General features: G+C 32.4%; 26 protein-coding genes. 10 read left to right on the top strand and 16 right to left on the bottom strand.

Going from position 1 to position 20,481, the window contains the following annotated elements; all coding sequences use genetic code 11:
* Positions 1–2: 2 nt before the first annotated feature.
* Complete coding sequence (locus tag JJ847_05180) at positions 3–947, bottom strand: alpha/beta fold hydrolase (protein ID MBO6960275.1); 945 nt, start codon at positions 945–947, stop codon at positions 3–5.
* 92 nt (positions 948–1,039) lie between these two features.
* On the opposite strand from JJ847_05180, the gene petM reads away from it, so the two are divergent.
* The 4 genes from petM to infA all read left to right on the top strand — a co-directional run bounded on the left by petM (position 1,040) and on the right by infA (position 2,782).
* Positions 1,040–1,138 carry a cytochrome b6-f complex subunit PetM gene (gene petM, locus JJ847_05185; GenBank protein ID MBO6960276.1) on the top strand — a complete coding sequence of 33 codons (99 nt, stop codon included), beginning with the start codon at positions 1,040–1,042 and terminating at the stop codon, positions 1,136–1,138.
* Positions 1,139–1,195: 57 nt separating this feature from the next.
* Positions 1,196–2,158 (top strand): NAD(P)H-binding protein, encoded by a 963-nt coding sequence (locus JJ847_05190; protein MBO6960277.1) that lies wholly within the window; start codon positions 1,196–1,198, stop codon positions 2,156–2,158.
* Positions 2,159–2,212: 54 nt separating this feature from the next.
* Positions 2,213–2,425, top strand: a complete 213-nt coding sequence (locus JJ847_05195; GenBank protein MBO6960278.1) for a hypothetical protein — start codon at positions 2,213–2,215, stop codon at positions 2,423–2,425.
* A gap of 90 nt (positions 2,426–2,515) precedes the next feature.
* Positions 2,516–2,782, top strand: coding sequence for a translation initiation factor IF-1 (gene infA / locus JJ847_05200; GenBank protein ID MBO6960279.1), 267 nt, complete (start codon positions 2,516–2,518; stop codon positions 2,780–2,782).
* 13 nt (positions 2,783–2,795) lie between these two features.
* Here infA and trxB read toward each other — a convergent pair whose 3' ends face one another.
* The 3 genes from trxB to JJ847_05215 form a co-directional block, all read right to left on the bottom strand.
* Positions 2,796–4,169: a thioredoxin-disulfide reductase gene (gene trxB / locus JJ847_05205; GenBank protein ID MBO6960280.1), complete on the bottom strand. Its 1,374-nt coding sequence runs from the start codon at positions 4,167–4,169 to the stop codon at positions 2,796–2,798.
* 78 nt (positions 4,170–4,247) lie between these two features.
* Positions 4,248–4,472, bottom strand: coding sequence for a hypothetical protein (locus JJ847_05210; GenBank protein MBO6960281.1), 225 nt, complete (start codon positions 4,470–4,472; stop codon positions 4,248–4,250).
* Between the two features lie 155 nt (positions 4,473–4,627).
* Complete coding sequence (locus JJ847_05215; protein ID MBO6960282.1) at positions 4,628–5,206, bottom strand: EF-1 guanine nucleotide exchange domain-containing protein; 579 nt, start codon at positions 5,204–5,206, stop codon at positions 4,628–4,630.
* A gap of 127 nt (positions 5,207–5,333) precedes the next feature.
* Between JJ847_05215 and JJ847_05220 the strand changes: the two genes are divergently transcribed.
* Genes JJ847_05220 through JJ847_05235 form a run of 4 tightly spaced genes read left to right on the top strand, consistent with a single transcriptional unit; the run spans position 5,334 to position 9,260 of the window.
* Complete coding sequence (locus tag JJ847_05220; protein MBO6960283.1) at positions 5,334–6,464, top strand: Re/Si-specific NAD(P)(+) transhydrogenase subunit alpha; 1,131 nt, start codon at positions 5,334–5,336, stop codon at positions 6,462–6,464.
* 12 nt (positions 6,465–6,476) lie between these two features.
* A complete protein-coding gene (locus tag JJ847_05225; protein ID MBO6960284.1) occupies positions 6,477–6,770 on the top strand; it encodes an NAD(P) transhydrogenase subunit alpha in 294 nt (97 codons plus the stop codon).
* A gap of 8 nt (positions 6,771–6,778) precedes the next feature.
* Complete coding sequence (locus JJ847_05230) at positions 6,779–8,194, top strand: NAD(P)(+) transhydrogenase (Re/Si-specific) subunit beta (GenBank protein ID MBO6960285.1); 1,416 nt, start codon at positions 6,779–6,781, stop codon at positions 8,192–8,194.
* Positions 8,175–9,260, top strand: coding sequence for an alpha/beta hydrolase (locus JJ847_05235; protein ID MBO6960286.1), 1,086 nt, complete (start codon positions 8,175–8,177; stop codon positions 9,258–9,260). Before JJ847_05230 ends, JJ847_05235 begins: the two co-directional genes overlap by 20 nt.
* On the opposite strand, the gene JJ847_05240 is transcribed toward JJ847_05235, so the two are convergent.
* From JJ847_05240 to JJ847_05260, 5 genes are all read right to left on the bottom strand, one after another.
* A complete protein-coding gene (locus tag JJ847_05240) occupies positions 9,250–9,591 on the bottom strand; it encodes a (2Fe-2S) ferredoxin domain-containing protein (GenBank protein ID MBO6960287.1) in 342 nt (113 codons plus the stop codon). The two genes, JJ847_05235 and JJ847_05240, sit on opposite strands and share 11 nt — an antisense overlap.
* 2 nt (positions 9,592–9,593) lie before the next feature.
* Positions 9,594–10,823, bottom strand: coding sequence for a 1-deoxy-D-xylulose-5-phosphate reductoisomerase (locus JJ847_05245; protein MBO6960288.1), 1,230 nt, complete (start codon positions 10,821–10,823; stop codon positions 9,594–9,596).
* Positions 10,824–10,905: 82 nt separating this feature from the next.
* Positions 10,906–12,375 (bottom strand): cysteine--tRNA ligase, encoded by a 1,470-nt coding sequence (locus tag JJ847_05250; protein MBO6960289.1) that lies wholly within the window; start codon positions 12,373–12,375, stop codon positions 10,906–10,908.
* 24 nt (positions 12,376–12,399) lie between these two features.
* A complete protein-coding gene (gene polA, locus JJ847_05255) occupies positions 12,400–15,330 on the bottom strand; it encodes a DNA polymerase I (protein ID MBO6960290.1) in 2,931 nt (976 codons plus the stop codon).
* Positions 15,327–16,388: an efflux RND transporter periplasmic adaptor subunit gene (locus JJ847_05260; protein ID MBO6960291.1), complete on the bottom strand. Its 1,062-nt coding sequence runs from the start codon at positions 16,386–16,388 to the stop codon at positions 15,327–15,329. Before JJ847_05260 ends, polA begins: the two co-directional genes overlap by 4 nt.
* 143 nt (positions 16,389–16,531) lie before the next feature.
* Here JJ847_05260 and ychF point away from each other — a divergent pair, with 143 nt between their 5' ends.
* Positions 16,532–17,623: a redox-regulated ATPase YchF gene (gene ychF, locus JJ847_05265; GenBank protein MBO6960292.1), complete on the top strand. Its 1,092-nt coding sequence runs from the start codon at positions 16,532–16,534 to the stop codon at positions 17,621–17,623.
* Positions 17,624–17,631: 8 nt separating this feature from the next.
* On the opposite strand, the gene JJ847_05270 is transcribed toward ychF, so the two are convergent.
* A complete protein-coding gene (locus JJ847_05270) occupies positions 17,632–17,790 on the bottom strand; it encodes a hypothetical protein (protein ID MBO6960293.1) in 159 nt (52 codons plus the stop codon).
* Positions 17,790–17,933: a hypothetical protein gene (locus tag JJ847_05275; GenBank protein ID MBO6960294.1), complete on the bottom strand. Its 144-nt coding sequence runs from the start codon at positions 17,931–17,933 to the stop codon at positions 17,790–17,792. Before JJ847_05275 ends, JJ847_05270 begins: the two co-directional genes overlap by 1 nt.
* 162 nt (positions 17,934–18,095) lie before the next feature.
* Here JJ847_05275 and JJ847_05280 point away from each other — a divergent pair, with 162 nt between their 5' ends.
* Positions 18,096–18,380, top strand: coding sequence for a cytochrome B (locus JJ847_05280; GenBank protein ID MBO6960295.1), 285 nt, complete (start codon positions 18,096–18,098; stop codon positions 18,378–18,380).
* A gap of 787 nt (positions 18,381–19,167) precedes the next feature.
* On the opposite strand, the gene JJ847_05285 is transcribed toward JJ847_05280, so the two are convergent.
* The 5 genes from JJ847_05285 to JJ847_05305 form a co-directional block, all read right to left on the bottom strand.
* Entirely contained in the window at positions 19,168–19,347 is a 180-nt protein-coding gene (locus JJ847_05285; GenBank protein MBO6960296.1) for a hypothetical protein, read from the bottom strand.
* 1 nt (position 19,348) lies between these two features.
* A complete protein-coding gene (locus JJ847_05290) occupies positions 19,349–19,477 on the bottom strand; it encodes a high light inducible protein (GenBank protein ID MBO6960297.1) in 129 nt (42 codons plus the stop codon).
* Between the two features lie 37 nt (positions 19,478–19,514).
* Positions 19,515–19,775 carry a high light inducible protein gene (locus tag JJ847_05295; GenBank protein ID MBO6960298.1) on the bottom strand — a complete coding sequence of 87 codons (261 nt, stop codon included), beginning with the start codon at positions 19,773–19,775 and terminating at the stop codon, positions 19,515–19,517.
* Positions 19,775–19,981: a high light inducible protein gene (locus JJ847_05300; GenBank protein MBO6960299.1), complete on the bottom strand. Its 207-nt coding sequence runs from the start codon at positions 19,979–19,981 to the stop codon at positions 19,775–19,777. The genes JJ847_05295 and JJ847_05300 overlap by 1 nt, the downstream gene beginning before the upstream one ends.
* 164 nt (positions 19,982–20,145) lie before the next feature.
* Complete coding sequence (locus tag JJ847_05305) at positions 20,146–20,415, bottom strand: DUF1651 domain-containing protein (protein ID MBO6960300.1); 270 nt, start codon at positions 20,413–20,415, stop codon at positions 20,146–20,148.
* Positions 20,416–20,481 lie beyond the last annotated feature (66 nt).

A 20,481-nucleotide genomic window follows, 5' to 3' on the forward strand; every position in this document is an offset into this window, starting at 1 on the left:
ATTTAAAAAGTTTTTAAATCTCTAATCCATTCAAAAGAGATTCTATTAAATACTGCATGATCTTCATCATGGATACAATGTCCTGAGTTAGATACTATTTTTAATTTTACCCATCTATGGAAATTTGCAATCCTTTTACCAATAAACAAAGGTATGAAATTATCTTTATCTCCCCAAATTAATAAAAAAGGAACTTTTTTTGAAGCGCTAAGTTTTTTTAAAAGGTAAGAAGCTTGAAAATTTTCATTCCTTGTAGACATTCCAATACACATTGCTCTCAATGATCTAGCAGAAGTTTTCCTTAAAACTGGTTTTGTTACCAAATCTACTAGTTCGCTATCGATATTATCTTTCTTGAAATAGGCAGAATTTAGACCAAGTTTTATTATTCCGAATTTGGTTATTAAAAATAAAATAATCTCTAATGGCAAAAATATGAAGAATATTTTTATAAATCTATCTTTGAAATTTTTTAAAAATGGTCTTATTGTACTTTTTTTCTTGCTTAATTGAATTTGATCTGGCAGTGGCGATGCAACAACTGTTTCAATCTCATCCTCTAGTAAAACAGCGCATGTTAAAGCAACTAATGATCCAAGGGAGTTGCCAATAAGAATTACTTTCCTGGGATTCTTTGGCCTTATGACTTGCGCAATAAAGTCTTTCACCTGATTGGACCAAATCTCATTATTTAATTTCCCAATTTGATTTATTCCAGGTTGATCTGAATCTCCAAAACCTAATAAATCTATTGAATAAGAGGCACAATTCTTGTTTGCAAAATATTCTAAATTGTTTCTCCAATGTTTTTGATTAGCGCCAAATCCGTGGAGAAAGATAATTGGAATTTCATTATCTTCGCCTATAACACTCCAACAAATTTTAAAACCATTCCAATTCCAGTAATTAGAAAATCCAATATTTTCTTTTTTGTAATGGAGATTCATATATTCAAAATTTTCAAGATATTTGCATTATCTACTTTTTTAACAAAAAAATGTATATAGAATGTAAATTATAGTAATGATTGAGTTTTACTATGGCTAAAGAAATTTTTAGTATTGCAGCAGTTTTTTGGATACTCATACCAATAGGATTGGTTGGAGGAGCATTGTTATTAAAGTTCCAAGGGGATTGATTCTCACGAATACATAATAAATTGAGTTATGGTCTACAGGTTAAGTAAATCTTAAATATGAAGATTCTTTTAGTAGGGGCAACAGGAACACTTGGTAGGCAAATAGCAAAGCAAGCTATAGAAGATGGACACGAAGTAAGATGCTTCGTTAGAAACCCAAGAAAAGCTTCTTTTCTACAAGAATGGGGTTGTGAGCTGACAAAAGGTAATTTATTAAACTCCTCTGATATTGAATATGCATTGCAAGGTATTGAGGTTGTTATTGATGCCGCTACCAGTAAACCAGATGATCCTAGAAGTATTTATGAGACAGATTGGGATGGAAAAGTCAACTTGTTCAATGCTTGCGATTCTCTAAATGTAAAGAGAGTCATATTCCTCTCAATCCTCTTAACAGAAAAATTTAGAAATGTTCCATTAATGGATATAAAATATTGTACTGAAAAACTTCTTGAGCAATCTGATCTAGATTATACAATTTTCAAATGTGCAGCTTTTATGCAAGGAGTTATAAGTCAATTTGCTATTCCAATTTTAGATAGTCAAGCAGTCTGGATGAGTGGAACTCCAACGAAGATTGCTTATATGAATACTCAAGACATGGCTAAAGTTATTGTCTCATCAGTAGATAATTCAAAAACCCATAAGACATCATTACCATTGGTTGGTCCCAAAGCATGGGATTCAAACGAAGTTATATCCTTATGTGAAAAATTTAGCGAAAAGAAGGCTAAAATTTTTAGAGTTTCTCCTTTTCTGATTAGTGTTACTCAAAAAGTAGTTTCTTTTTTCCAAGACTCTTTAAATGTTGCTGAAAGGTTGGCTTTCGCTGAAGTAACAAGTAGTGGAGAATCACTAGATGCTGACATGAGCAACACCTACGAAATATTGAATCTAAAAAAAGAAGATATGACTTCCTTAGATAGTTATATCAAAGAATACTATCAACAAATACTTAAGAGATTAAGGGAAATGGAAGCTGATCTTAATATTGAAGAAAAAAAGAGATTACCTTTTTAATATTGCAATTTTAGATCTTTATAGTATATTTGTACTATCTCTATAAAATAATCAATGTCTGTTTCTAAGTCAAAAAATCTCGAACGAAAACTTGATAATTTTGCAAAAGAAGCAAAAAATGAATTGAACAACGTTTGTGGATCCACATTATGGGAAAGTCTTGGATTTGTTTTTTTTGATCAATTAGAAGATTCTGAAAAAATAGCAAAAGCTAATTTTTACTATGGTCAACTTCAATTAATTAAAGAAATTCAATTTTCAATTTAAGTTGAATTTCTTTAATTTTTGATTTGTATTTTTTCATATTAATTTGGCCAATCTTTTTCTGATAATATAAATGTAGTAAAAAATTATTTAATGATTGAAACTTCTGGTGTAATAGAAAAAGAGCAGGGAAATGGTTTTTATTTGGTTACTTTAGAGCAGCCGGAAGGACATCAATGTTTATGCAGAGCTGCTGGTAAATTGACTAAATTTAGAATTAAATTATTGGCTGGTGATAAAGTTTTAGTTGAGATTAGTCCTTACGACCTTTCTAGAGGAAGGATAACTTATCGGGAGAGGAATGCAGGTGGTTCAAAACCTACAACTAATAAAAATAATCCCAAGAGAAATAATAAATAAGTCCCGAATCACTTTAGATAATATTTTTTATCGCTTCGTTAAATTCACTTCTTTGTTTAACGCCTTGCCATTGTTTTTTTAATAATTTTTCTTTAAAAAGTTGAACTGTTGGTGTGCCGTTAATTCCAGCTTGTTTTGCAATATCTTGATCTTTATCAATATCTATTTCAACGCCGAGAACTGCACCATCAAGTTCTTTAATTACTCTTTTTAATTGAGGTTTCAAAACATGACATGGACCGCAGCTTGGGGAACTAAAAATAACTAGTATAGGTTTTTTACTCTCATGATAAAGTTTCCTTAATGCATAACTGCCTTTTTGCCATTCAGCGTTTGCATCAAAGGTTTCTTCATTCACTTCGTCTTCATTAAATTCTGATGAGTTAAGTTTTTTTTCTGGTTCGGGTGATTCTCTGACTATTGTTTTTGCTAAGTTTTTCTTGGCTAGCCACCTTTCAGTAGCTAATGCGGCCATACAACCTGTTCCTGCAGCAGTAACTCCTTGTCTCCATTCTGAATCGACAACGTCACCTGCAGCGAAAATGCCTTCAATAGATGTCTCTGGCCGACCTGATTTGCACGCAATATATCCTTTATTATCTAAATCAATTTTGTTGCCTAAGAACTTTGTATTAGGGGTATGTCCTATTGCATAAAAAAGCCCTTTAATATTGATTTCACCTTTACCTTTTTGAGAGTGAATAGTTTCTATTTTCTCAAGCCATTCAGAACCATTAGCTTTCTCTACTTTTGTGTTCCAGTGGATTTCTATTTTTGAATTAGCTTTTACTCTATCAACCATTGCTCCACTAGCTCTTAATTTTTCTGATCTAACAATCAAATGAACTTTGCTACCATACTTTGTTAGGTATGCGGCTTCTTCACATGCAGAGTCGCCTCCACCTATAACAGCTAATTCTTCATCTCTGAATTGTGGGGTTGCTCCATCACATATTGCACAAGCACTTATTCCTTTACTCCAGAATTTATCTTCATTTATCACTCCTAATCTATTTGCACTTGCTCCAGTTGCAATAATAATTGAGTTAGCTTTTATATCCCCCTCTAAAGTTTTTAATTCAAAGGGATGTGAATCAGTGTTTATTGAAATAACATCACTTTCGTATAAATTAGTACCCCATCTCTCTGCCTGAGCCTTCATTAAATCCATCAATTCAGGACCTAGTACTCCATCAGGGAAACCTGGATAATTTTCAACAAATGTTGTAGTCATTAATTGCCCTCCAGGAATTCCACCAGAATTAAATCCTGTTACAAGCAAAGGTTGGAGATTGGCTCTAGCCGCATATATTGCTGCAGTGTAACCCGCCGGACCTGAACCAATAATTACTACATTTTCAACGTTAGAACTTTCTTTATTTTCCATTTTTGCAGATATCACTACTAAATAATAATAAACAAACCTAAATAATGTCGGACGGATCTAACTCGAAAGATTTATTATTTAATCGTTTACTTTTTGATCTAATAATTCTTTTAATTCCTTTGGAAAGTTTAAAACAGAATCTTTTAAATTTTCGTTTTTTTCTCCAATATGTAATATCCACTCTCTAAATTCTTCTGCAATTGCATAGCTATCTTCATATCTTTCTAGAGTATCCATTGCAGAAATTCTGTTGGTAGCCCAACAAGTCGCAATATCTATCCTTTTCCTAATGAAATTGTCCATAGAAACTTAAAAATTTGTATATAGATAAACACAAAAAAAGGTTTAAGTATTGTCTAATAAGTTACAACTTCGTAATTCCAAACAATAATTTAATGTTTAATTTATATTTGAGTCAATTTTCGAGGAAATTATAAAGAAAATGTAAAAAAATAGTGTTAAACTGCTTCACTATGGTTTGCAAGTAGCCTTTCCACTTCCTCAAAACCCTCTTTAGCGGAATTTATTGCAAGTTCCTCGCTAACTTTTTCTTCTGACATTAATTTTGCGGATATTTTCTTTAAAAGAGTTTCTTTTTTTTCTCTTAGTGAAATAACAATTTCTTCTTCAATAATAGATTTTATCGCTTTAGAAATTATTTTTTTGTCATTTGCTTCCTCAAATGTGCCTTGGACTAATTCCTGAATAAATAATCGATGCACCTCACTACTTCTTAGAAAACTTTCTGTGGCATTAATAATTCCTTCAACAAGAGCTTCATCAGGTTCAGAATCATTTTCTGCCAGCTTAAATTCCCAATCTAAATGTCTTCTTTGCCAACCTGCCGAGTGGAGACTGGGCATGACGGTCTGTGAATAAGTATCAACTGACATTTCATAAATTCTCTCAGCTAATTTCTCACACCAGTCCTTACCATGCTTTTCTAGATTTTTCTGCATAGCTTGTCTTGGAACAGCATGACCACCATGATGACTGTGACATACTCCATCAGGACATTCGATTGCTTTTATACTCATTGGATCATTTGGCATCTACATATTCTAGATAGCTATTTTTTAAAGAAAAGAAAATATATTTTTAACAAAAATCCAAGACTTTTGACTTTCTTCAATTTATATTTAGTATGTTAAAAAAATAAATAAATTGACAAAGATACTTATTCCTTCCGAAACAAGCCCTGGTGAAAGGAGAGTTTCAGCTACACCAGAAGCAGTCAAGAAATTAAAAAGCCTTGGATGTGATGTTTATATAGAAAGTTCAGCGGGAAAATTATCAGGATTTAGTGACTTATCATATGAAGAATCGGGCGGAACAATAATAAATAATTTTGACCAAAAAATTTGGAGTGAAGCGGATTTAATATTCTGTGTTCAAACCCCATCAGAGGATAATTTAACTAAATTAAAGAAAGGCGCTGTTCTTCTTGGTCTTCTTAACCCATACGGTAACAAGGAGCTTCTCAGAATTATTAATAATAATAAGATTTCAGCTTTATCACTAGAGTTGCTTCCAAGGATTAGTAGAGCGCAATCTTCTGATGTTCTCTCTTCTCAGGCCAATATCGCCGGATATAAAGCAGTTCTTTTAGCTGCAAGTGAGTTGGATAGATATTTCCCAATGCTTATGACTGCAGCAGGCACAGTCCAACCTGCCAAAGTAGTGGTACTTGGAGGAGGGGTCGCAGGATTGCAGGCAGTTGCGACAGCAAAAAGACTTGGTGCAATAGTATTTGTATCTGATATTAGACCTGCTGTTAAAGAACAAGTAGAGTCCTTAGGAGCAAGATTTATAGAACTTCCTGAAGTGGACGAAAAGCCCGGAGAGGCAGGAGGTTATGCAAAAGCCGTAACACCCGAATTTCTCTCAAAACAGAAGTCTACTTTAACTAAATATTTATCTGAAGCTGATGTTGCTATATGTACTGCGCAAGTTCTTGGTAAAAAGGCCCCTGTTTTAATAGACTCACCCATGATTGAAAAAATGAGGCCTGGAGCAGTAGTTATTGATTTAGCAGTTTCTCAGGGAGGGAACTGCGAAGGAACAAAATCAAATGAAACTATTTTCAAAGATGGGGTAAAACTTATAGGAGCGGGCGAATTACCCTCTTCAGTCCCTTACGATGCAAGTTCGCTTTATGCTAAGAACTTAACATCTTTAATTACACCATTTATAAAAGATGGTGTAATTAAATTAGATAAAGAGGATGAACTCATTTCTGGATGTTTATTAAGCGATGAAGGAGTTGTTCTTCAAAATAAAGTTTTTGAAAATTGAGGTTTTAAAATTATGTCTTTTATAAATCTTCTTTGGGTTCTTTTACTTGGTAGTTTATTAGGCCTCGAGTTAATTGGAAAAGTTCCTCCTACTCTTCACACACCCCTAATGAGTGGAGCAAATGCAATTTCAGGAATAACAATGCTTGCAGCATTAACTTGTATCGTAAAAGCAGAAGGTAACGTCCCACTTTTAATCATTGGTTCAGTTTCTCTTGGATTTGCTCTTTTCAACGTTGTAGGCGGTTTCTTTGTAACTGATCGAATGCTTGCGATGTTTAGTCGTAAACCATCAAATAAGAAGTAATTTTGAACATGACTCTACCTGAAATCATTCAATTCGTAATTGACCTTCTAGCCGTACTTTTGCTGGCTTTGGGAATAAAAGGATTGTCAAAAGTAAAATCAGCAAGGGATGCCAATAGATTAGCTGCATTTGCAATGTCGCTATCAGTAGTTGGATTACTTTCTTATTATTTGGGAACATCTGGAATTGCTATTCAGTCTTGGATTTGGATAATAATCGGATCAATCACAGGAAGTTTATTCGGAGCAATACTTGCAAAAAAAGTACCTATGACCTCTATGCCTGAAACAGTTGCATTGTTCAATGGTTGTGGAGGGATGTCATCACTTTTGGTGGCCTTGGGAGTAGCTATTTTCCCTATATCTAGTAGTTCACTTATTAACCAAGTTTCTATATCTGTTTCAATATTTGTTGGTGCCATAACTTTCACAGGTTCAATTGTGGCAATGGCAAAGCTACAGGGTTGGTTGTCAACCCCAGGATGGACGCAGAGCAAAGTTAGACATTTTGTAAATATTGTTTTTGCAGTTGCTTCCTTAATAGCCTTTTTTGATTTGATAAACGGTAATACCAGTTCAATTTGGCTTTTAGTTATAGTTTCTTCTCTATTAGGTATTGGAGTTACGTTGCCAATTGGTGGAGCTGATATGCCAGTTGTTATTTCTTTATTAAATAGCTATTCAGGGATTGCTGCAGCAGCGGCAGGTTTCGTTGTAAATAGTCAGCTTTTGATAATAGCAGGAGCAATGGTTGGAGCGGCAGGTCTAATACTGACTCAAGTAATGTGCAAGGGTATGAATAGATCATTGGTCTCAGTTCTTTTTGGAGGATCTTTATCTGCTCAAAGTACGGCCTCTTCTGGTTCAGGAGAATATACAAATATAACTTCTTGCAGTGTTGAAGAATGTGCATTGACTTTAGAAGCAGCCAACAAGGTAATTATTGTTCCTGGTTATGGTCTGGCAGTAGCTCAAGCTCAACATACTTTAAGAGAAGTGACAAAGAAACTAGAGCAAAATGGTATTGAAGTTGTTTACGCAATTCATCCTGTAGCAGGGAGGATGCCTGGACATATGAACGTACTTTTAGCAGAAGCAGATGTTCCTTACGAACAACTTAAAGAGATGGACGTTGTAAATCCTGATTTTCCAGCAACGGATGTTGTTTTAGTTTTAGGAGCAAATGATGTGGTTAATCCTCAAGCTAAAAATGATAGCTCTTCTCCTTTATATGGCATGCCAGTTCTTGATGTGCAGGAAGCAAGAACGGTATTTGTAATTAAGCGTGGTATGAGTGCAGGTTACTCCGGAATAAAAAATGATTTATTTGATCTGCCTAATACCTCAATGGTCTTTGGTGATGCAAAAAAGGTACTGAATGATTTGATTGGAGAATTAAAGGATCTTGGAGTTGGGGAGAAATAATAGTATATCTTTTAGTTTTTCAGATTACGTAAAAAATAAGCCATTTCGAGAAGTCTTACCTTGGATAGGTGGCGACTTACAAACTTTGAGAGATACTTTTATTATTGATTTTGGTAAATCAAAAAAAAATAAAAAAATATTCTTTCCGATTAATAAAATTCTTTCTAAAAAATTTGAATGTGATTATCTTTTAGGTTTTTTAGAATTACCTGAAAATTTAAAATCACTTAGGGGTTTTGTAATCGTTACACATGGTTTAGGGGGCTCAACAAAACGGTTTGGTTTAAGAAGAATATCTAGGAAATTAGCTAATAATGGTTTTGGAGTTCTTAAATTAAATCTAAGAGGATCTGGATCAGCGAGATATTTAGCTAAAGGAAATTATTGTGCTAGATGTTCCAGTGATGTTATTTCAGCAATTAATTATTTTAAAAAATTCATTAATTTAGAGTTTAAAGATCTCATTAAGATGAATAATCTTCCAATTTACGGAGTTGGATTATCTTTAGGCGGAACAATTCTTTTAAATGCCTGCCTAGATTACGATGAAGACAAAGGAGAAAAACTTTTAGATGGCCTTGCCTCCGTTAGTACCCCTTTAGATTTATCTTCATGCAGTCTCTGTATTGAAAAACCTAGAAATTCTATCTACCAAAAATGGTTACTTCACCGCTTAAAAAATCAGTTATGGGAGGGATTTAATGATGAAGGCAAACTCCTTGATAACGAGAAATTAAGAATAAAAATTAGAAATTTAAAAAGTATAAGAGAATTTGATCAGAAATTTACAGCTCCTAGTTGGGGATTTAATTCTTTAGAGGATTATTATATTAAAGCTTCTCCAATATTTAGAATCAAAAACTCAATAAAAAAATTACCTCCAATGCTTTTTATTCATGCCAAGGATGATCCCTGGGTTCCATATAAGGATACTTTGAATTTAAGAAAAGAATCTATTGATAAATTCACTATTTTTATAACCGAAAAAGGAGGTCATAATGGTTTTCACTCGATTAATGGCTGCTGGTCAGACGAAGTCGTAAAGAACTGGTTAATTAGTATCTAGGATTATTTAAAAATGGTGTTTTTTTAAAAATCCATTTTTCTATTGGCTTACCGTTAATAATATGTGAGGTAAAAATCTCTGAAATTTTTTCTGGAGAAACTTTCTCATACCAAATACCATCAGGCCAGACAAGAAGAATTGGGCCGTTCTTACATACTCTTAAACAGTCAGCTTTTGATCTTAATATATGAACGTTTTTGATAGAGGGATCATTCTCAAATTTTTTTAAAGTCTTTTTCAGACATTCCCATGCTTTTTGACCTTCATTGCCTTTAAAGCATTTCTGTTTTGTGGGTGTTGCGCATAGTAGAAGATGTTTTTTAATATTCACTTTTATCCAATACTTACGTATTTTTTCCCTTTTTTAATTTCTTGCTTAACAAAAAGTCTGGCCCAATTGTCTACCTCAAGAATATCCTCCAATTCGGGACTCAAATTCAAATTCTTCATATGTGATTCACAAGCTTTACTTATAAATATTGGAATTTCTTGAAAAGAAATTTTTTCTTTGAGGAATTGTTCAACAGCCATTTCATTAGCAGCATTTAAGACTGCAGGCATAGTCCCAGAAGATTTTCCTGCAGCATAGGCAAGTCCCATGCATGGATATTTAAACTCGTCTGGCTCTTTAAAAGTTAATTTCCCAATTTCACTTAGGTTTAATCTTTTCCAATTTGTTTTAAATCTTTTAGGCCAACTCATCGCATATAAAATAGGTAGCTTCATATCTGGCCAACCTAATTGAGCTAATACTGAAGAATCTTCCATCTCAATCATTGAATGAATAATACTTTGAGGGTGGATAACTATTTCGATATTTTCGTAAGAGGTCCCGAATAAATAATGAGCTTCTATAACTTCTAATCCTTTATTCATAAGAGTTGCAGAATCTACAGTTATTTTTTTACCCATATCCCAATTAGGATGTGAAGTCGCATCTTCCACTGTGACATGCTTTAAATCCTCAACGGCCCAATCTCTGAAAGCACCACCAGAAGCTGTTAAATGTATGGCTTTTAATCCCTTAGGCATCACTCCTGTTGAAAAATCTGCATTTTCATAATTAGGTAATCCTTGTAAACATTGAAAGATAGCAGAGTGTTCTGAATCAGCAGGTAATAGCCTACTATTATTTTTCTTTAATGCAGGAATAACAATTGGTCCTGCCGCAATTAAAGTTTCTTTGTTAGCAAGTGCAATATTTTTCCCCGCATTAATTGCTGACATTGTTGGAATTAAGCCTGCACAACCTACTATCCCTGTTACCACAGTATCTGCCTTATCCCATGCTGCAACTGCGTTAATCCCCTGCTTTCCACCTAAAACCAAGGGAGCATCATCTAAATCTAAGTTATTAATATTATCTTTTAAATCTTCTATAAGACTTTCATCCTCAATTGCAACTACCTCTGGTTTATGTGTTTTAACTTGTTGAGTTAATAAATTAATATTTCTTCCTGCAGAAAGAGCTACGGCTTTAAACTTATCAGGCTGCTCACTAGCTATTTCGAGAGTTTGAGTCCCTATTGAACCAGTAGAACCAAGCACAGTAATGTATTTCAATTTTCTCTGATATTTCTAATATCTTCCCATTTAAAGGTGTATTTAAAAAACAAAAATTTCAAATTGGTTTTTTTCTTAAAATTTAGACCCTTATCCATGTTGTTATTTCCTTTGATTGATCAATAAGTTCAATACCTTTTTCTTTTAACAAATTTCTTATTTCATCGGCCTTCGCATAATTCTTTTCCATTTTTGCTTTCAATCTTTCATCAATAAGAGATGATATTTCTTCTTCTGTTATTTTATTTTCTTTTACTAAAACTTCTTTTTTAAGACCAAGTACCTCAGTCAACTTTGCAAGAGCTTTAAAATTTTCAAGTAGAAAGAATTTTTGATTTAGGTCTACTTTAAAACCTTCAACCCTTTGAAATTGGTTTAAAAAGTTTTTTATTGGTTTCGCTAAATCGTAAATAACTGCAATAGCACCTGCTGTATTGAGGTCATTCCCCAGAGCCTCAGAAAATTTAAGCGTTTTTTGAGATAATTCAAAACTTATTTTCTCTTTATATTCTTCTTCGATAAATTCATCTTTATCAATAGATCTAAAAACACCTTTTGTAAGATCCATAAAAGAAAGGGCTACATTAATATTTTTCCAAGCTTCTGAAGCACTCCTTAAAGCTTCTTCAGTAAAATCAAGTGGTTTTCTATAATTCACGGTCATAACAAAATATCTCAAAGTCATAGGGCTTATACCTGACTTAATTAGCTCTCTGATAGTTTTGAAATTTTTAAGGGATTTACTCATCTTTTGTCCATTTACATTGACCATCCCATTGTGTAACCAATAGTTCGCTAGCTTTTTGCCATTGGCTGCTTCTGATTGGGCGATTTCATTCTCATGATGTGGAAAAATCAAATCAGAACCACCTAAATGGATATCGATAGTATCTCCTAATTCATTTTTAACCATTGCCGAACATTCAATATGCCATCCTGGCCTACCTTTACCCCATGGCGAATCAAAAAATGGTTCATCATCTTTGGCTTTTTTCCATAGCGCAAAGTCTTGCGGATTAAGTTTTTTACTATTTTCCTCATTAACCATTCTTCCTTGCTGATTGATATTTTGTTCTTGTAAATTTTGATTACTTAGCTTTCCATAATTTTTATTTTTGAAAACAGAATAATAAACGTCTCCATCCCTAGAGTATGCATAACCCTTGTCCTCAAGGATTGTTATGAAGGAACAGATATTGCATATATGATTCGTTGCTCTTGGCATGCTGTCCGGACGCATTATCCCTAAAGAATCCATATCTTTGTGAAATTCAATGATATTCTTTTCAGATACTTCCTTCATTGAACTGCTTTCTTCTTTCGCTCTTTTTAAGATCTTGTCATCAATATCTGTAAAATTTTGAACATACTTCACTTTGAAATCACTGTAAATTAAAAATCTTCTCAATACATCCCAAGCGATATAACTTCTGGCATGACCAAGATGACATAAATCATAAACAGTTACCCCACAACAATAAATTTTTACTACATCATCAATAGGCTTAAAAACCTCAACTTTTTTGCTTAAAGTATTAAAAAGTTTGATCATCTTAAAATAAGTATTTCATAAGGTTTATTTTGTCTCCATCCAATTGTCTCCAATTCCAACATCAACTAAAAGAGGCACATTTAATTTTACACAATCTTCCATAGTCTTCTTAACTAATTTCGTCGTAATTTCCAAAGAATCTGGTTCAACTTCAAACAATAATTCATCATGTACTTGTAAAAGCATTTTTGCTGGAACATTCATTTCTATGAATTTTTTATTTAGTTGAACCATTGCAATTTTAATAATATCTGCACTTGAACCCTGAATTGGGGCATTGGCTGCGGCTCTTAGTGACTGTGCTTCCATGCCAGCTCTTCTTGCGGCTTGCAAGTCAATTTCGTAAGGATCTTTTCCTAGTAATCTTCCAAGTCCATTTTTATCAAACTTAAATTCTCTCTTTCTACCAAAAATTGTTTTTACATAACCTTTTGATAAGGCAAGCCTTTCTTGAAGTTCAAGAAATTTGAAAATTTTTGAATATCTTTCTTTGTATTTTATTAGGAATTCTTTTGCTTCTGGAGTACTTACTCCTGTAGAACGTGCAAACTTTTTTATCCCCATACCATAGATAACTCCGAAATTTATAGTTTTCCCAACTCTCCTCTCATCAGAAGAAATTTCTTCTTTCTCAAAAATTAATCTTGCAGTCAAAGAATGAATGTCATCATTTTTATGAAATGCATTTATTAGTATTTCTTCATCCGCTAAGTGAGCGAGTATTCTTAATTCGATCTGAGAATAATCAGCTGATAAAAGTTTCCAATTTTTTTCAGGCAAGAATGCTTTTCTGATTCTCCTACTAAATTCAGTCCTAACAGGGATATTTTGAAGATTAGGATTGCTACTACTTAGTCTCCCAGTCGCTGTAGCAGCTTGATTAAAGTTTGTATGAACTCTCCCTGTTTTTTCGTTAATAAGATTTGGGAGAGCATCAATATAGGTGCTAAGTAATTTGCTAAGAGTTCTATGTTTTATTAAATGTTGGACTATTTCATGTTCGTCGACTAATCTTTCCAGAACTACTGCATCCGTGCTCCATCCTGTTTTTGTTTTCCTTGATTTTTTCTTGTCCAAATTTAATTTTTCAAACAAGATCTCACCAAGTTGTTTTGGTGAAGATAGATTGAAACTTTCCTCTGCTAACTCATAAACTTTACTTTCAATATCTTCTAAGGTGCTTTTTAATTCTTTGGAGAGTTTATCCAAATAAGGGATGTCGATAGTTATGCCATTCATTTCCATTTGTGACAATACCGGCTCTAAAGGTAGCTCGATTTCTTCGAACAATTTGATTAATTCATCTTTTTCCTTTGAAAAACTTTCTTTAAAAATTTTGACAATCTTAAAAGTTAGAAAAACATCATAACCGCAGTAAATACTTGCTTCATCAATATCAACAAATGAAAAGTCTTTATTTTTTCCAACTGTCTCCTTAAATGAAGGAGGCTTAAATCCAAATAATCTAAAACTAATTTCACTTAACCCATGTTTCTCCTGATTATTAAGAAGGTAGTCTGCTAACAAGGTGTCAAAGGTTACTCCTTTAAGATCAAGTCCATGATTAAAAAATATTTGCCTATCAAATTTAGAATTTTGAAGTGCCTTTTCTTTTTTTGGATCTTCTATCCAATTTCTTAGCTTTGAGAAAACATCTTCAATTGATAATTGATTGGGGGTCTCCTTTTTTGTTTGATGACCAAGAGGTATATAAAATAAATCATCATTTTCTTCTCCAAGACATAACCCTATCCCAACAAGTTCCGCATCGATTGGATTTAAACTATTGGTCTCTGTATCTAAAGAAACTATTTGATTAGTCTTATCTAATCTTTGAATTAATTTATCAAGTAATTCGAAATCATTTACAACAGTTACGTTGACTTTAGGGATTTTATTTTCACTATTTTCTAATTCATTATTGCCTGCGACTTTTGGTGCCTTCTCCTCCTCTTTAGCTACATTATTTTTGTCAAAACCACCTTTGCTGAAAGTTGAATTGAAAATATCAATTTGTCTAAGTAGTGTTGATAGTTCTAATTTTTTCAGTGACTCTGAAAGTAGTTCTTTATTTATATTTTTTAATTCATAACCGTTACTTAAAATTAAAGGCACCTCAGTATTTATTTTTGCTAAATCTCTGGAAAGAAAAGCATTATGTTTATCGTTTCTGAGCTTTTCAATAACTGAACCTTTGATGAATCCTTTATATTTCTTATCGTTGTTCTGCTGAATCTTGTCCAAAGCCTGATAGATTCCATCAAGCGTATCGTTCTCTTTTAGTAGATTAATTGCAGTTTTTGGTCCTACTCCTTTAATACCTGGAATATTATCAGAACTATCACCAGTTAGGGCTTTGAGATCAACTACTCTTTCTGGCGCAACACCTAATTTTTCTTTTACTCCATTTTCATTCATAAGAGTTGGATTTCCACTTTTCGCATATGGACCACCACCCATATAAAGTACATAAATGTCTTTTTGATCATCTACTAATTGAAATAAGTCCCTATCTCCAGAAAGAATATTCACGCACCATCCTTTAGAAGAAGCATCATTTGCGATTGTGCCTAGGAGATCATCTGCTTCGTATCCTGGAGATTTAAAAATTGGTAAATTAAGGCTTTCTTCTAAAATGATTTCTAGTTGTTCAATATCCTGAAAAAAAACATCTGGTGCTACATCTCTATTGGCCTTATAATTTGGATCTAATTCATGTCTGAAAGTAGGTTTTTCGGTATCAAAAGTAATACAAACACCCTCCGGACTAATATTTTTGCAATTATCAAGAAGGCTTTTTAGAAATCCATAAGTCACACTTGTTGGGAATCCCTCTTTGGTTGTTAAACCTCCATCAATCCCTTTGCTAAATGCATAGAAGCTTCTAAAAGCAAGTGAATGGCCATCGACTAAAAGTAAAATTGGTTTTTTAGAGTTTTCAGATTTTAAACTCATTTTCTCTTCTTAGCCCAAGGTGGAATATCAATAAAGATTTGCTCTCCAGGTTCTAATCCATCAATTACTGAAGTTTTATTTCCGCTACTAATACCAATTTCAATTTTTTCAAATTTGGGAGAATTGTTTTTATCAACTTTCAAAATTCCCTTTTCACCTTTTTCTGTGACAATTGAAACTGTTGGAACTAAGATTTTTTCTTCTTTACCTTCGACTCTAAATTCAAGATCTGCAGTCATTCCAATTTTAATTTCTTCAGAAATATCTTGAAAATTTAATGTTACTTCGAATGAGGTTACATTATTATCTTTTACAGCTCTTGTAGCTATTTTTTTAACTATGGCACTATATTTTTTTGAGGGATAAGCTTCTATTCTTACTAAGGCTTCTTGACCTGTTTTTATTCTGCCAATATCACTCTCAGGAACTTTAGCAACAATTTCTAAACCCTCTGATAGTTCAAAAATAAAGTTCTTGGTTTTAGGGTCTGAACTTAAGTTTGTAGTTGGTGTGACATATGATCCTATCTCAGCATATTTTGCAGTTATCTTTCCTCCATAAGGAGCTTTAATTAGATAGAAACTTTTTTCAGCTTTTGCATCATTTAGTTTGGCGCTACTAATGTTGTAGTTATTTTTATAACTTTCATAGTCTTCTTTACTTACTGCACCCTCTTGATATAAATATTCCCTTCTTAAAAATTCAGATTTTTGTTTTTCTGCGTTTAATTCAAGTTCTTCAATTTTATAGATAAATTCTTCATCATCAAGAGAAGCTAAAACCTGATCTTTTTTTACAAGATCGCCCTCATCTACTTTGATTTCTTTTATTACGCCTTGCATCCGAGGCCCAATATTGCTTGTCCTTATTGCTTTTACTTCACCACTAGTATTAATTGAATCTGAGAGGATTCCTTTTTCCACTTGAACTACAAAATCAGAAATATCTTTTGACTTATTTTTCTTGAAGGAATTGGTTATAAAAACGATAAATATAGCTAGAGAAAGCAATATAATTCCACTTCTTAAATTTATATTTTTTTTTATTAAATCAAACATTTCTTTTTAAAGCAGAGGTAGAGAATATTTAGGAACTAAATAAATAATCAAGACGATTATAATTAACTTATCCAAGATTGGTTAAGTAAATACTATATTACTAGAAGATGTTTTCTTTATAATTTTTCCATAAGTTTTTTCAAATGTTAAAAGCAGGTATTATTGGATTACCAAATGTTGGAAAATCAACTCTATTTAATGCACTTGTAGAAAATGCTAAGGCTCAAGCGGCTAATTTCCCCTTTTGTACTATAGAACCTAATAAAGGCATAGTTTCAGTCCCAGATCAAAGGTTGAGAGAGTTAGGTAAGTTAAGTTCTAGCCAAGATATTATCCCAACAAAAATTGAATTTGTAGACATCGCAGGACTAGTAAAAGGAGCTAGTAAAGGAGAAGGTTTGGGAAATAAATTTTTATCAAATATTAGGGAGGTTGATGCAATAGTTCATGTTGTAAGGTGCTTTGAAGATAGTGATGTAATTCATGTTTCTGGAAAGGTCGATCCCTTGGATGACATTGAGATAATTAATCTGGAATTGAATTTAGCTGATTTATCTCAACTCCAAAAAAGAAGAGAAAGAATTAAAAAACAGGTTAGAACCAGTAAAGAGGCGGCAAAAGAAGACACCTTATTAGAAAAAATTGAAGAAGAGCTAGAGAAAGGCCTTTCAGTTAGATCAATATCTTTGAGTGAAGAAGAAAATTTAATAATTAAGCAACTAGGCTTCCTTACTGCTAAACCAATTATCTACGCAACGAATTTAAATGAAAATGATTTAGCTGAAGGTAATGCTTTCTCATCAAAAGTTCAGAGTTTTGCGAGCAATGAAAATACAGAATGTATAAAAATATCAGCGCAAGTCGAATCTGAATTAATAGAGTTAGAACCAGAAGACAAAAAAGACTATCTTATGGGTTTAGGAGTAGAGGAAGGGGGATTAAGTTCTTTAATTAGATCAACATATAAATTATTGGGATTGAAAACTTATTTCACTACGGGAGAAAAGGAGACAAAAGCATGGACTATAAAAGATGGGATGACTGCGCCACAGGCAGCAGGAGTAATTCATACTGATTTTGAAAAAGGATTTATAAGAGCTCAGACTATTTCATATCAAAATTTAATTGATTCAGGTTCAATTGCCAATGCAAAAACTAAAGGTCTTTTAAGAAGTGAAGGGAAGGAATATATTGTTAACGAAGGAGATGTAATGGAGTTTTTATTTAATGTTTAATAAGTCTCTTAAGGCTTACTATTTTGCTTTTTGAATTTAAATTCAAAAAATGAAATTAACAAAATTAAGATACATCCTAAGCAACTTCCTATTAACCCAAAAACAATGGTTGTAAAGCCATCATCGTAGCCATATTGTATTTGTGGTAAGTGAGGAGGTATTGGCATTATTTTTCAACAGAATTTTCAATATCTTCAAGTAAATGTTTAGTTGATCTACTAAAACCATTAGTTTTTAAATAGTTTTGAGCCTCTCTAAATTTTTCAGCTACTCTTTTTGCATAAGGAGTATTCATGGAATTTTGAGTCATGTTGAAAATGCGACTAATTCTATAATCTGATTTAGATAAACCCTTGATAAGTATTCAAAAATACAAGAATATAAAATTAGGATTTTTTACTTACTAAAAAATTTATTGTGAAAAGTTCTTGATTCTCCAAAATAAGGTTTTTTCAAATTTGAAAGATTTACAATGACAAATATATTATTAATTCTTCTTTTTGTACTTTTATTTTTATTATTTTTTTATTCAAAACGAGATAGAAGGTTAGCCCAAAAAACAAAAATTATTCCAACTTATGTACCTTTCTTAAAAGAACAAGAATTTAATCCTGACATAAGTACTGATAATTGGGCTTTACACAAACTTAGATTAGATAAATTTAAAAGATCACAATATAAGGGATTAACTTTCTTTGTAAGTTCAGAAAATAGAATTTATTATCTTTCTGAAGAAGGGGATAAAGTTTATTGCTAACAGGTGAAATTAATTTTATAAATAAGAAAAACCGATAGGAATTAATAATATTAATGAAGTATTTATTTTTGTTATCAGAAAAGTTCTATAGGTTTATCGAGTGGGAGTTGAATACCTTAAAAAATCTAAGAAGAAAAAAGAGAAAGAATTTTTTTATAAGAGGATCATTTGCTTTATTTAGTTTATTCTCTATTCTTTTTTTAATATTTTCTCCTCCTATCGCTTTTGGATTGTTATTTGGAGAGGGATTGAAATTCAGTATTTTTTTTATTTGGATATGGATTTTAAATTTGAAGTTTTTTTGAGAAAGTATGATTAATTTCTCCAGATTATTTAAAATTAAGAATATAAAAAATTTACCTTATGCCAAAGATATTCAAACAAAATAAGTTTGCTTTGTTGGGAGCAAATATATTAATAATTTTGCTCTGGGTAACTATATCTTCTTTTTTGCTAAATTTGTTTCAAAGTGAAAATGCCCCATTTTATATTTATAAAATTTCTTTTTTAATTAGATTCCTTCCTCCTATTTGGGTTACATGGTTCCTATGGATAAAAAGAGGTGGTTTAAAAAGATAAATAACAAAAATATTTTTGCGTATTTACTATAAAAATAAATCAGTTAAGATCTGTAAGCTTACTTGAAATTTTCATGTAAGAATTAGGTAATTGAGAGATTGTTTTTAGCTAAGAAACAATCTCTTTTTTTTATTTTTATTTTTTCTCATAAAAAAAGTGTCTGTCAGTATCCCTATTGACAAACACTCATGACGATCAATTTTTGGAATTAAACAGGTAATCTATTATCAATTTCTACCACTCTAGAATCCATAAGACGGCCAATTCTAATAACTAAAGCCATATCTAACCTAGAAAATTCGGATTGGTTGTTGGTAATCCAATCAAGTTCTGAAAGTGTTATTACTCCTAAAGTATTTACTTTAAGAAAAAGTAAGCCTAAGTTCATTTTAAAAAATTCCTGGAATTATCCAGCCGAATAAGCCATAATTTACAACTAGTGCAAATAAGCCCATCATTGCCATTCTTCCATTAGTTCTTTCGGCATTTTGCCAATAAGTTGGTTTTGAATTTTCCATTTTCTTCTGAGTTTGTAGGTTTATTAAATAGTTAGTTTTAAACGAAACCAGGAATTATTTGACCTGTTGTTAGATATGCTCCAACAGCAGCAATAAGTCCAAGCATTGCGAATCTGCCGTTAAGAGTTTCAGCAACAACTTTTTCTTTTTCGATTGTTTTAACTTTTGTGTTTGTGTTTTTCATTTGATTAGAAGGTGAATAGTTTAAATTTTCGTTTTGGAATTGCTTGGTTAGATAAGCAACGAGGATGGCTGTAAAGAATACAATTACGGCTAAGAAACCTGAAAGTGGACTCATTAAAAAATGCCAGGAATAATTTGTCCAGTTGAAACGTAAGCACCAACTAATGCAACAAGGCCAATCATTGCCCAACGACCATTAACTTTTTCTGCATTTTGTGGGTAGCTGTCATATGACACAGACTCATCTATGTAAGGACGTGTTTCAGTAGGAAACATATTCTGTCTACCACCTGATTCAGTAGTAATGTTTGAATTAGCCATTGATTTGATGTAATTGTTAATTAATGTAACACTACTATTAACAAATGTAAAGTAATAGGTCAAAAATAAGTGATTTTCAAGATATGTGCTACACTTATGTATCAATATCGTTGCATATAAAGTTAAATAGTTGGTCTTTTGAATAGTTTCTTGACGGGGAATCCTTATCCGTATTGGTGGTAGACCTCTGTCCAGCCTTTTTGGTGGAGTTCGTTCCACTTTTCCCAGGCTGTATCTATGTTTAGTTTTTCAGAGAATTTGTACCCTCCTGGTTCTCCAAGGTGATTTGTGTAGAAAACATGAGTATGAATTTTTAAATTAGGTTTAGGAGGATTTTTGCATTCTTCGAAGAAGATCATTCTGCTACCTTCGGGATTTAGTAGGCATCCGTTGGGTTTGCTAGTGCTACAACCAAATGAGTACTTAGGCTTCATGCTTTACCTTTTATTGGCGACTGATTATTAATACGTTTGTACTATAAAATAAAACCTCCTTGTCTT

The sequence above is a fragment of the Prochlorococcus marinus CUG1438 genome, assembly GCA_017644325.1.
In the GTDB taxonomy this organism is placed as follows: Bacteria; Cyanobacteriota; Cyanobacteriia; order PCC-6307; family Cyanobiaceae; genus Prochlorococcus_A; species Prochlorococcus_A marinus_AA.

Coding starts and splice junctions, on each gene's coding strand:
- JJ847_05180 (MBO6960275.1), bottom strand. CDS start 947: ATGAATCTCCATTACAAAAAAGAAAATATTGGATTTTCTAATTACTGG.
- petM (MBO6960276.1), top strand. CDS start 1,040: ATGGCTAAAGAAATTTTTAGTATTGCAGCAGTTTTTTGGATACTCATA.
- JJ847_05190 (MBO6960277.1), top strand. CDS start 1,196: ATGAAGATTCTTTTAGTAGGGGCAACAGGAACACTTGGTAGGCAAATA.
- JJ847_05195 (MBO6960278.1), top strand. CDS start 2,213: ATGTCTGTTTCTAAGTCAAAAAATCTCGAACGAAAACTTGATAATTTT.
- infA (MBO6960279.1), top strand. CDS start 2,516: ATGATTGAAACTTCTGGTGTAATAGAAAAAGAGCAGGGAAATGGTTTT.
- trxB (MBO6960280.1), bottom strand. CDS start 4,169: ATGGAAAATAAAGAAAGTTCTAACGTTGAAAATGTAGTAATTATTGGT.
- JJ847_05210 (MBO6960281.1), bottom strand. CDS start 4,472: ATGGACAATTTCATTAGGAAAAGGATAGATATTGCGACTTGTTGGGCT.
- JJ847_05215 (MBO6960282.1), bottom strand. CDS start 5,206: ATGAGTATAAAAGCAATCGAATGTCCTGATGGAGTATGTCACAGTCAT.
- JJ847_05225 (MBO6960284.1), top strand. CDS start 6,477: ATGTCTTTTATAAATCTTCTTTGGGTTCTTTTACTTGGTAGTTTATTA.
- JJ847_05230 (MBO6960285.1), top strand. CDS start 6,779: ATGACTCTACCTGAAATCATTCAATTCGTAATTGACCTTCTAGCCGTA.
- JJ847_05250 (MBO6960289.1), bottom strand. CDS start 12,375: ATGATCAAACTTTTTAATACTTTAAGCAAAAAAGTTGAGGTTTTTAAG.
- polA (MBO6960290.1), bottom strand. CDS start 15,330: ATGAGTTTAAAATCTGAAAACTCTAAAAAACCAATTTTACTTTTAGTC.
- JJ847_05260 (MBO6960291.1), bottom strand. CDS start 16,388: ATGTTTGATTTAATAAAAAAAAATATAAATTTAAGAAGTGGAATTATA.
- ychF (MBO6960292.1), top strand. CDS start 16,532: ATGTTAAAAGCAGGTATTATTGGATTACCAAATGTTGGAAAATCAACT.
- JJ847_05270 (MBO6960293.1), bottom strand. CDS start 17,790: ATGCCAATACCTCCTCACTTACCACAAATACAATATGGCTACGATGAT.
- JJ847_05275 (MBO6960294.1), bottom strand. CDS start 17,933: ATGACTCAAAATTCCATGAATACTCCTTATGCAAAAAGAGTAGCTGAA.
- JJ847_05280 (MBO6960295.1), top strand. CDS start 18,096: ATGACAAATATATTATTAATTCTTCTTTTTGTACTTTTATTTTTATTA.
- JJ847_05285 (MBO6960296.1), bottom strand. CDS start 19,347: ATGAACTTAGGCTTACTTTTTCTTAAAGTAAATACTTTAGGAGTAATA.
- JJ847_05290 (MBO6960297.1), bottom strand. CDS start 19,477: ATGGAAAATTCAAAACCAACTTATTGGCAAAATGCCGAAAGAACTAAT.
- JJ847_05295 (MBO6960298.1), bottom strand. CDS start 19,775: ATGAGTCCACTTTCAGGTTTCTTAGCCGTAATTGTATTCTTTACAGCC.
- JJ847_05300 (MBO6960299.1), bottom strand. CDS start 19,981: ATGGCTAATTCAAACATTACTACTGAATCAGGTGGTAGACAGAATATG.
- JJ847_05305 (MBO6960300.1), bottom strand. CDS start 20,415: ATGAAGCCTAAGTACTCATTTGGTTGTAGCACTAGCAAACCCAACGGA.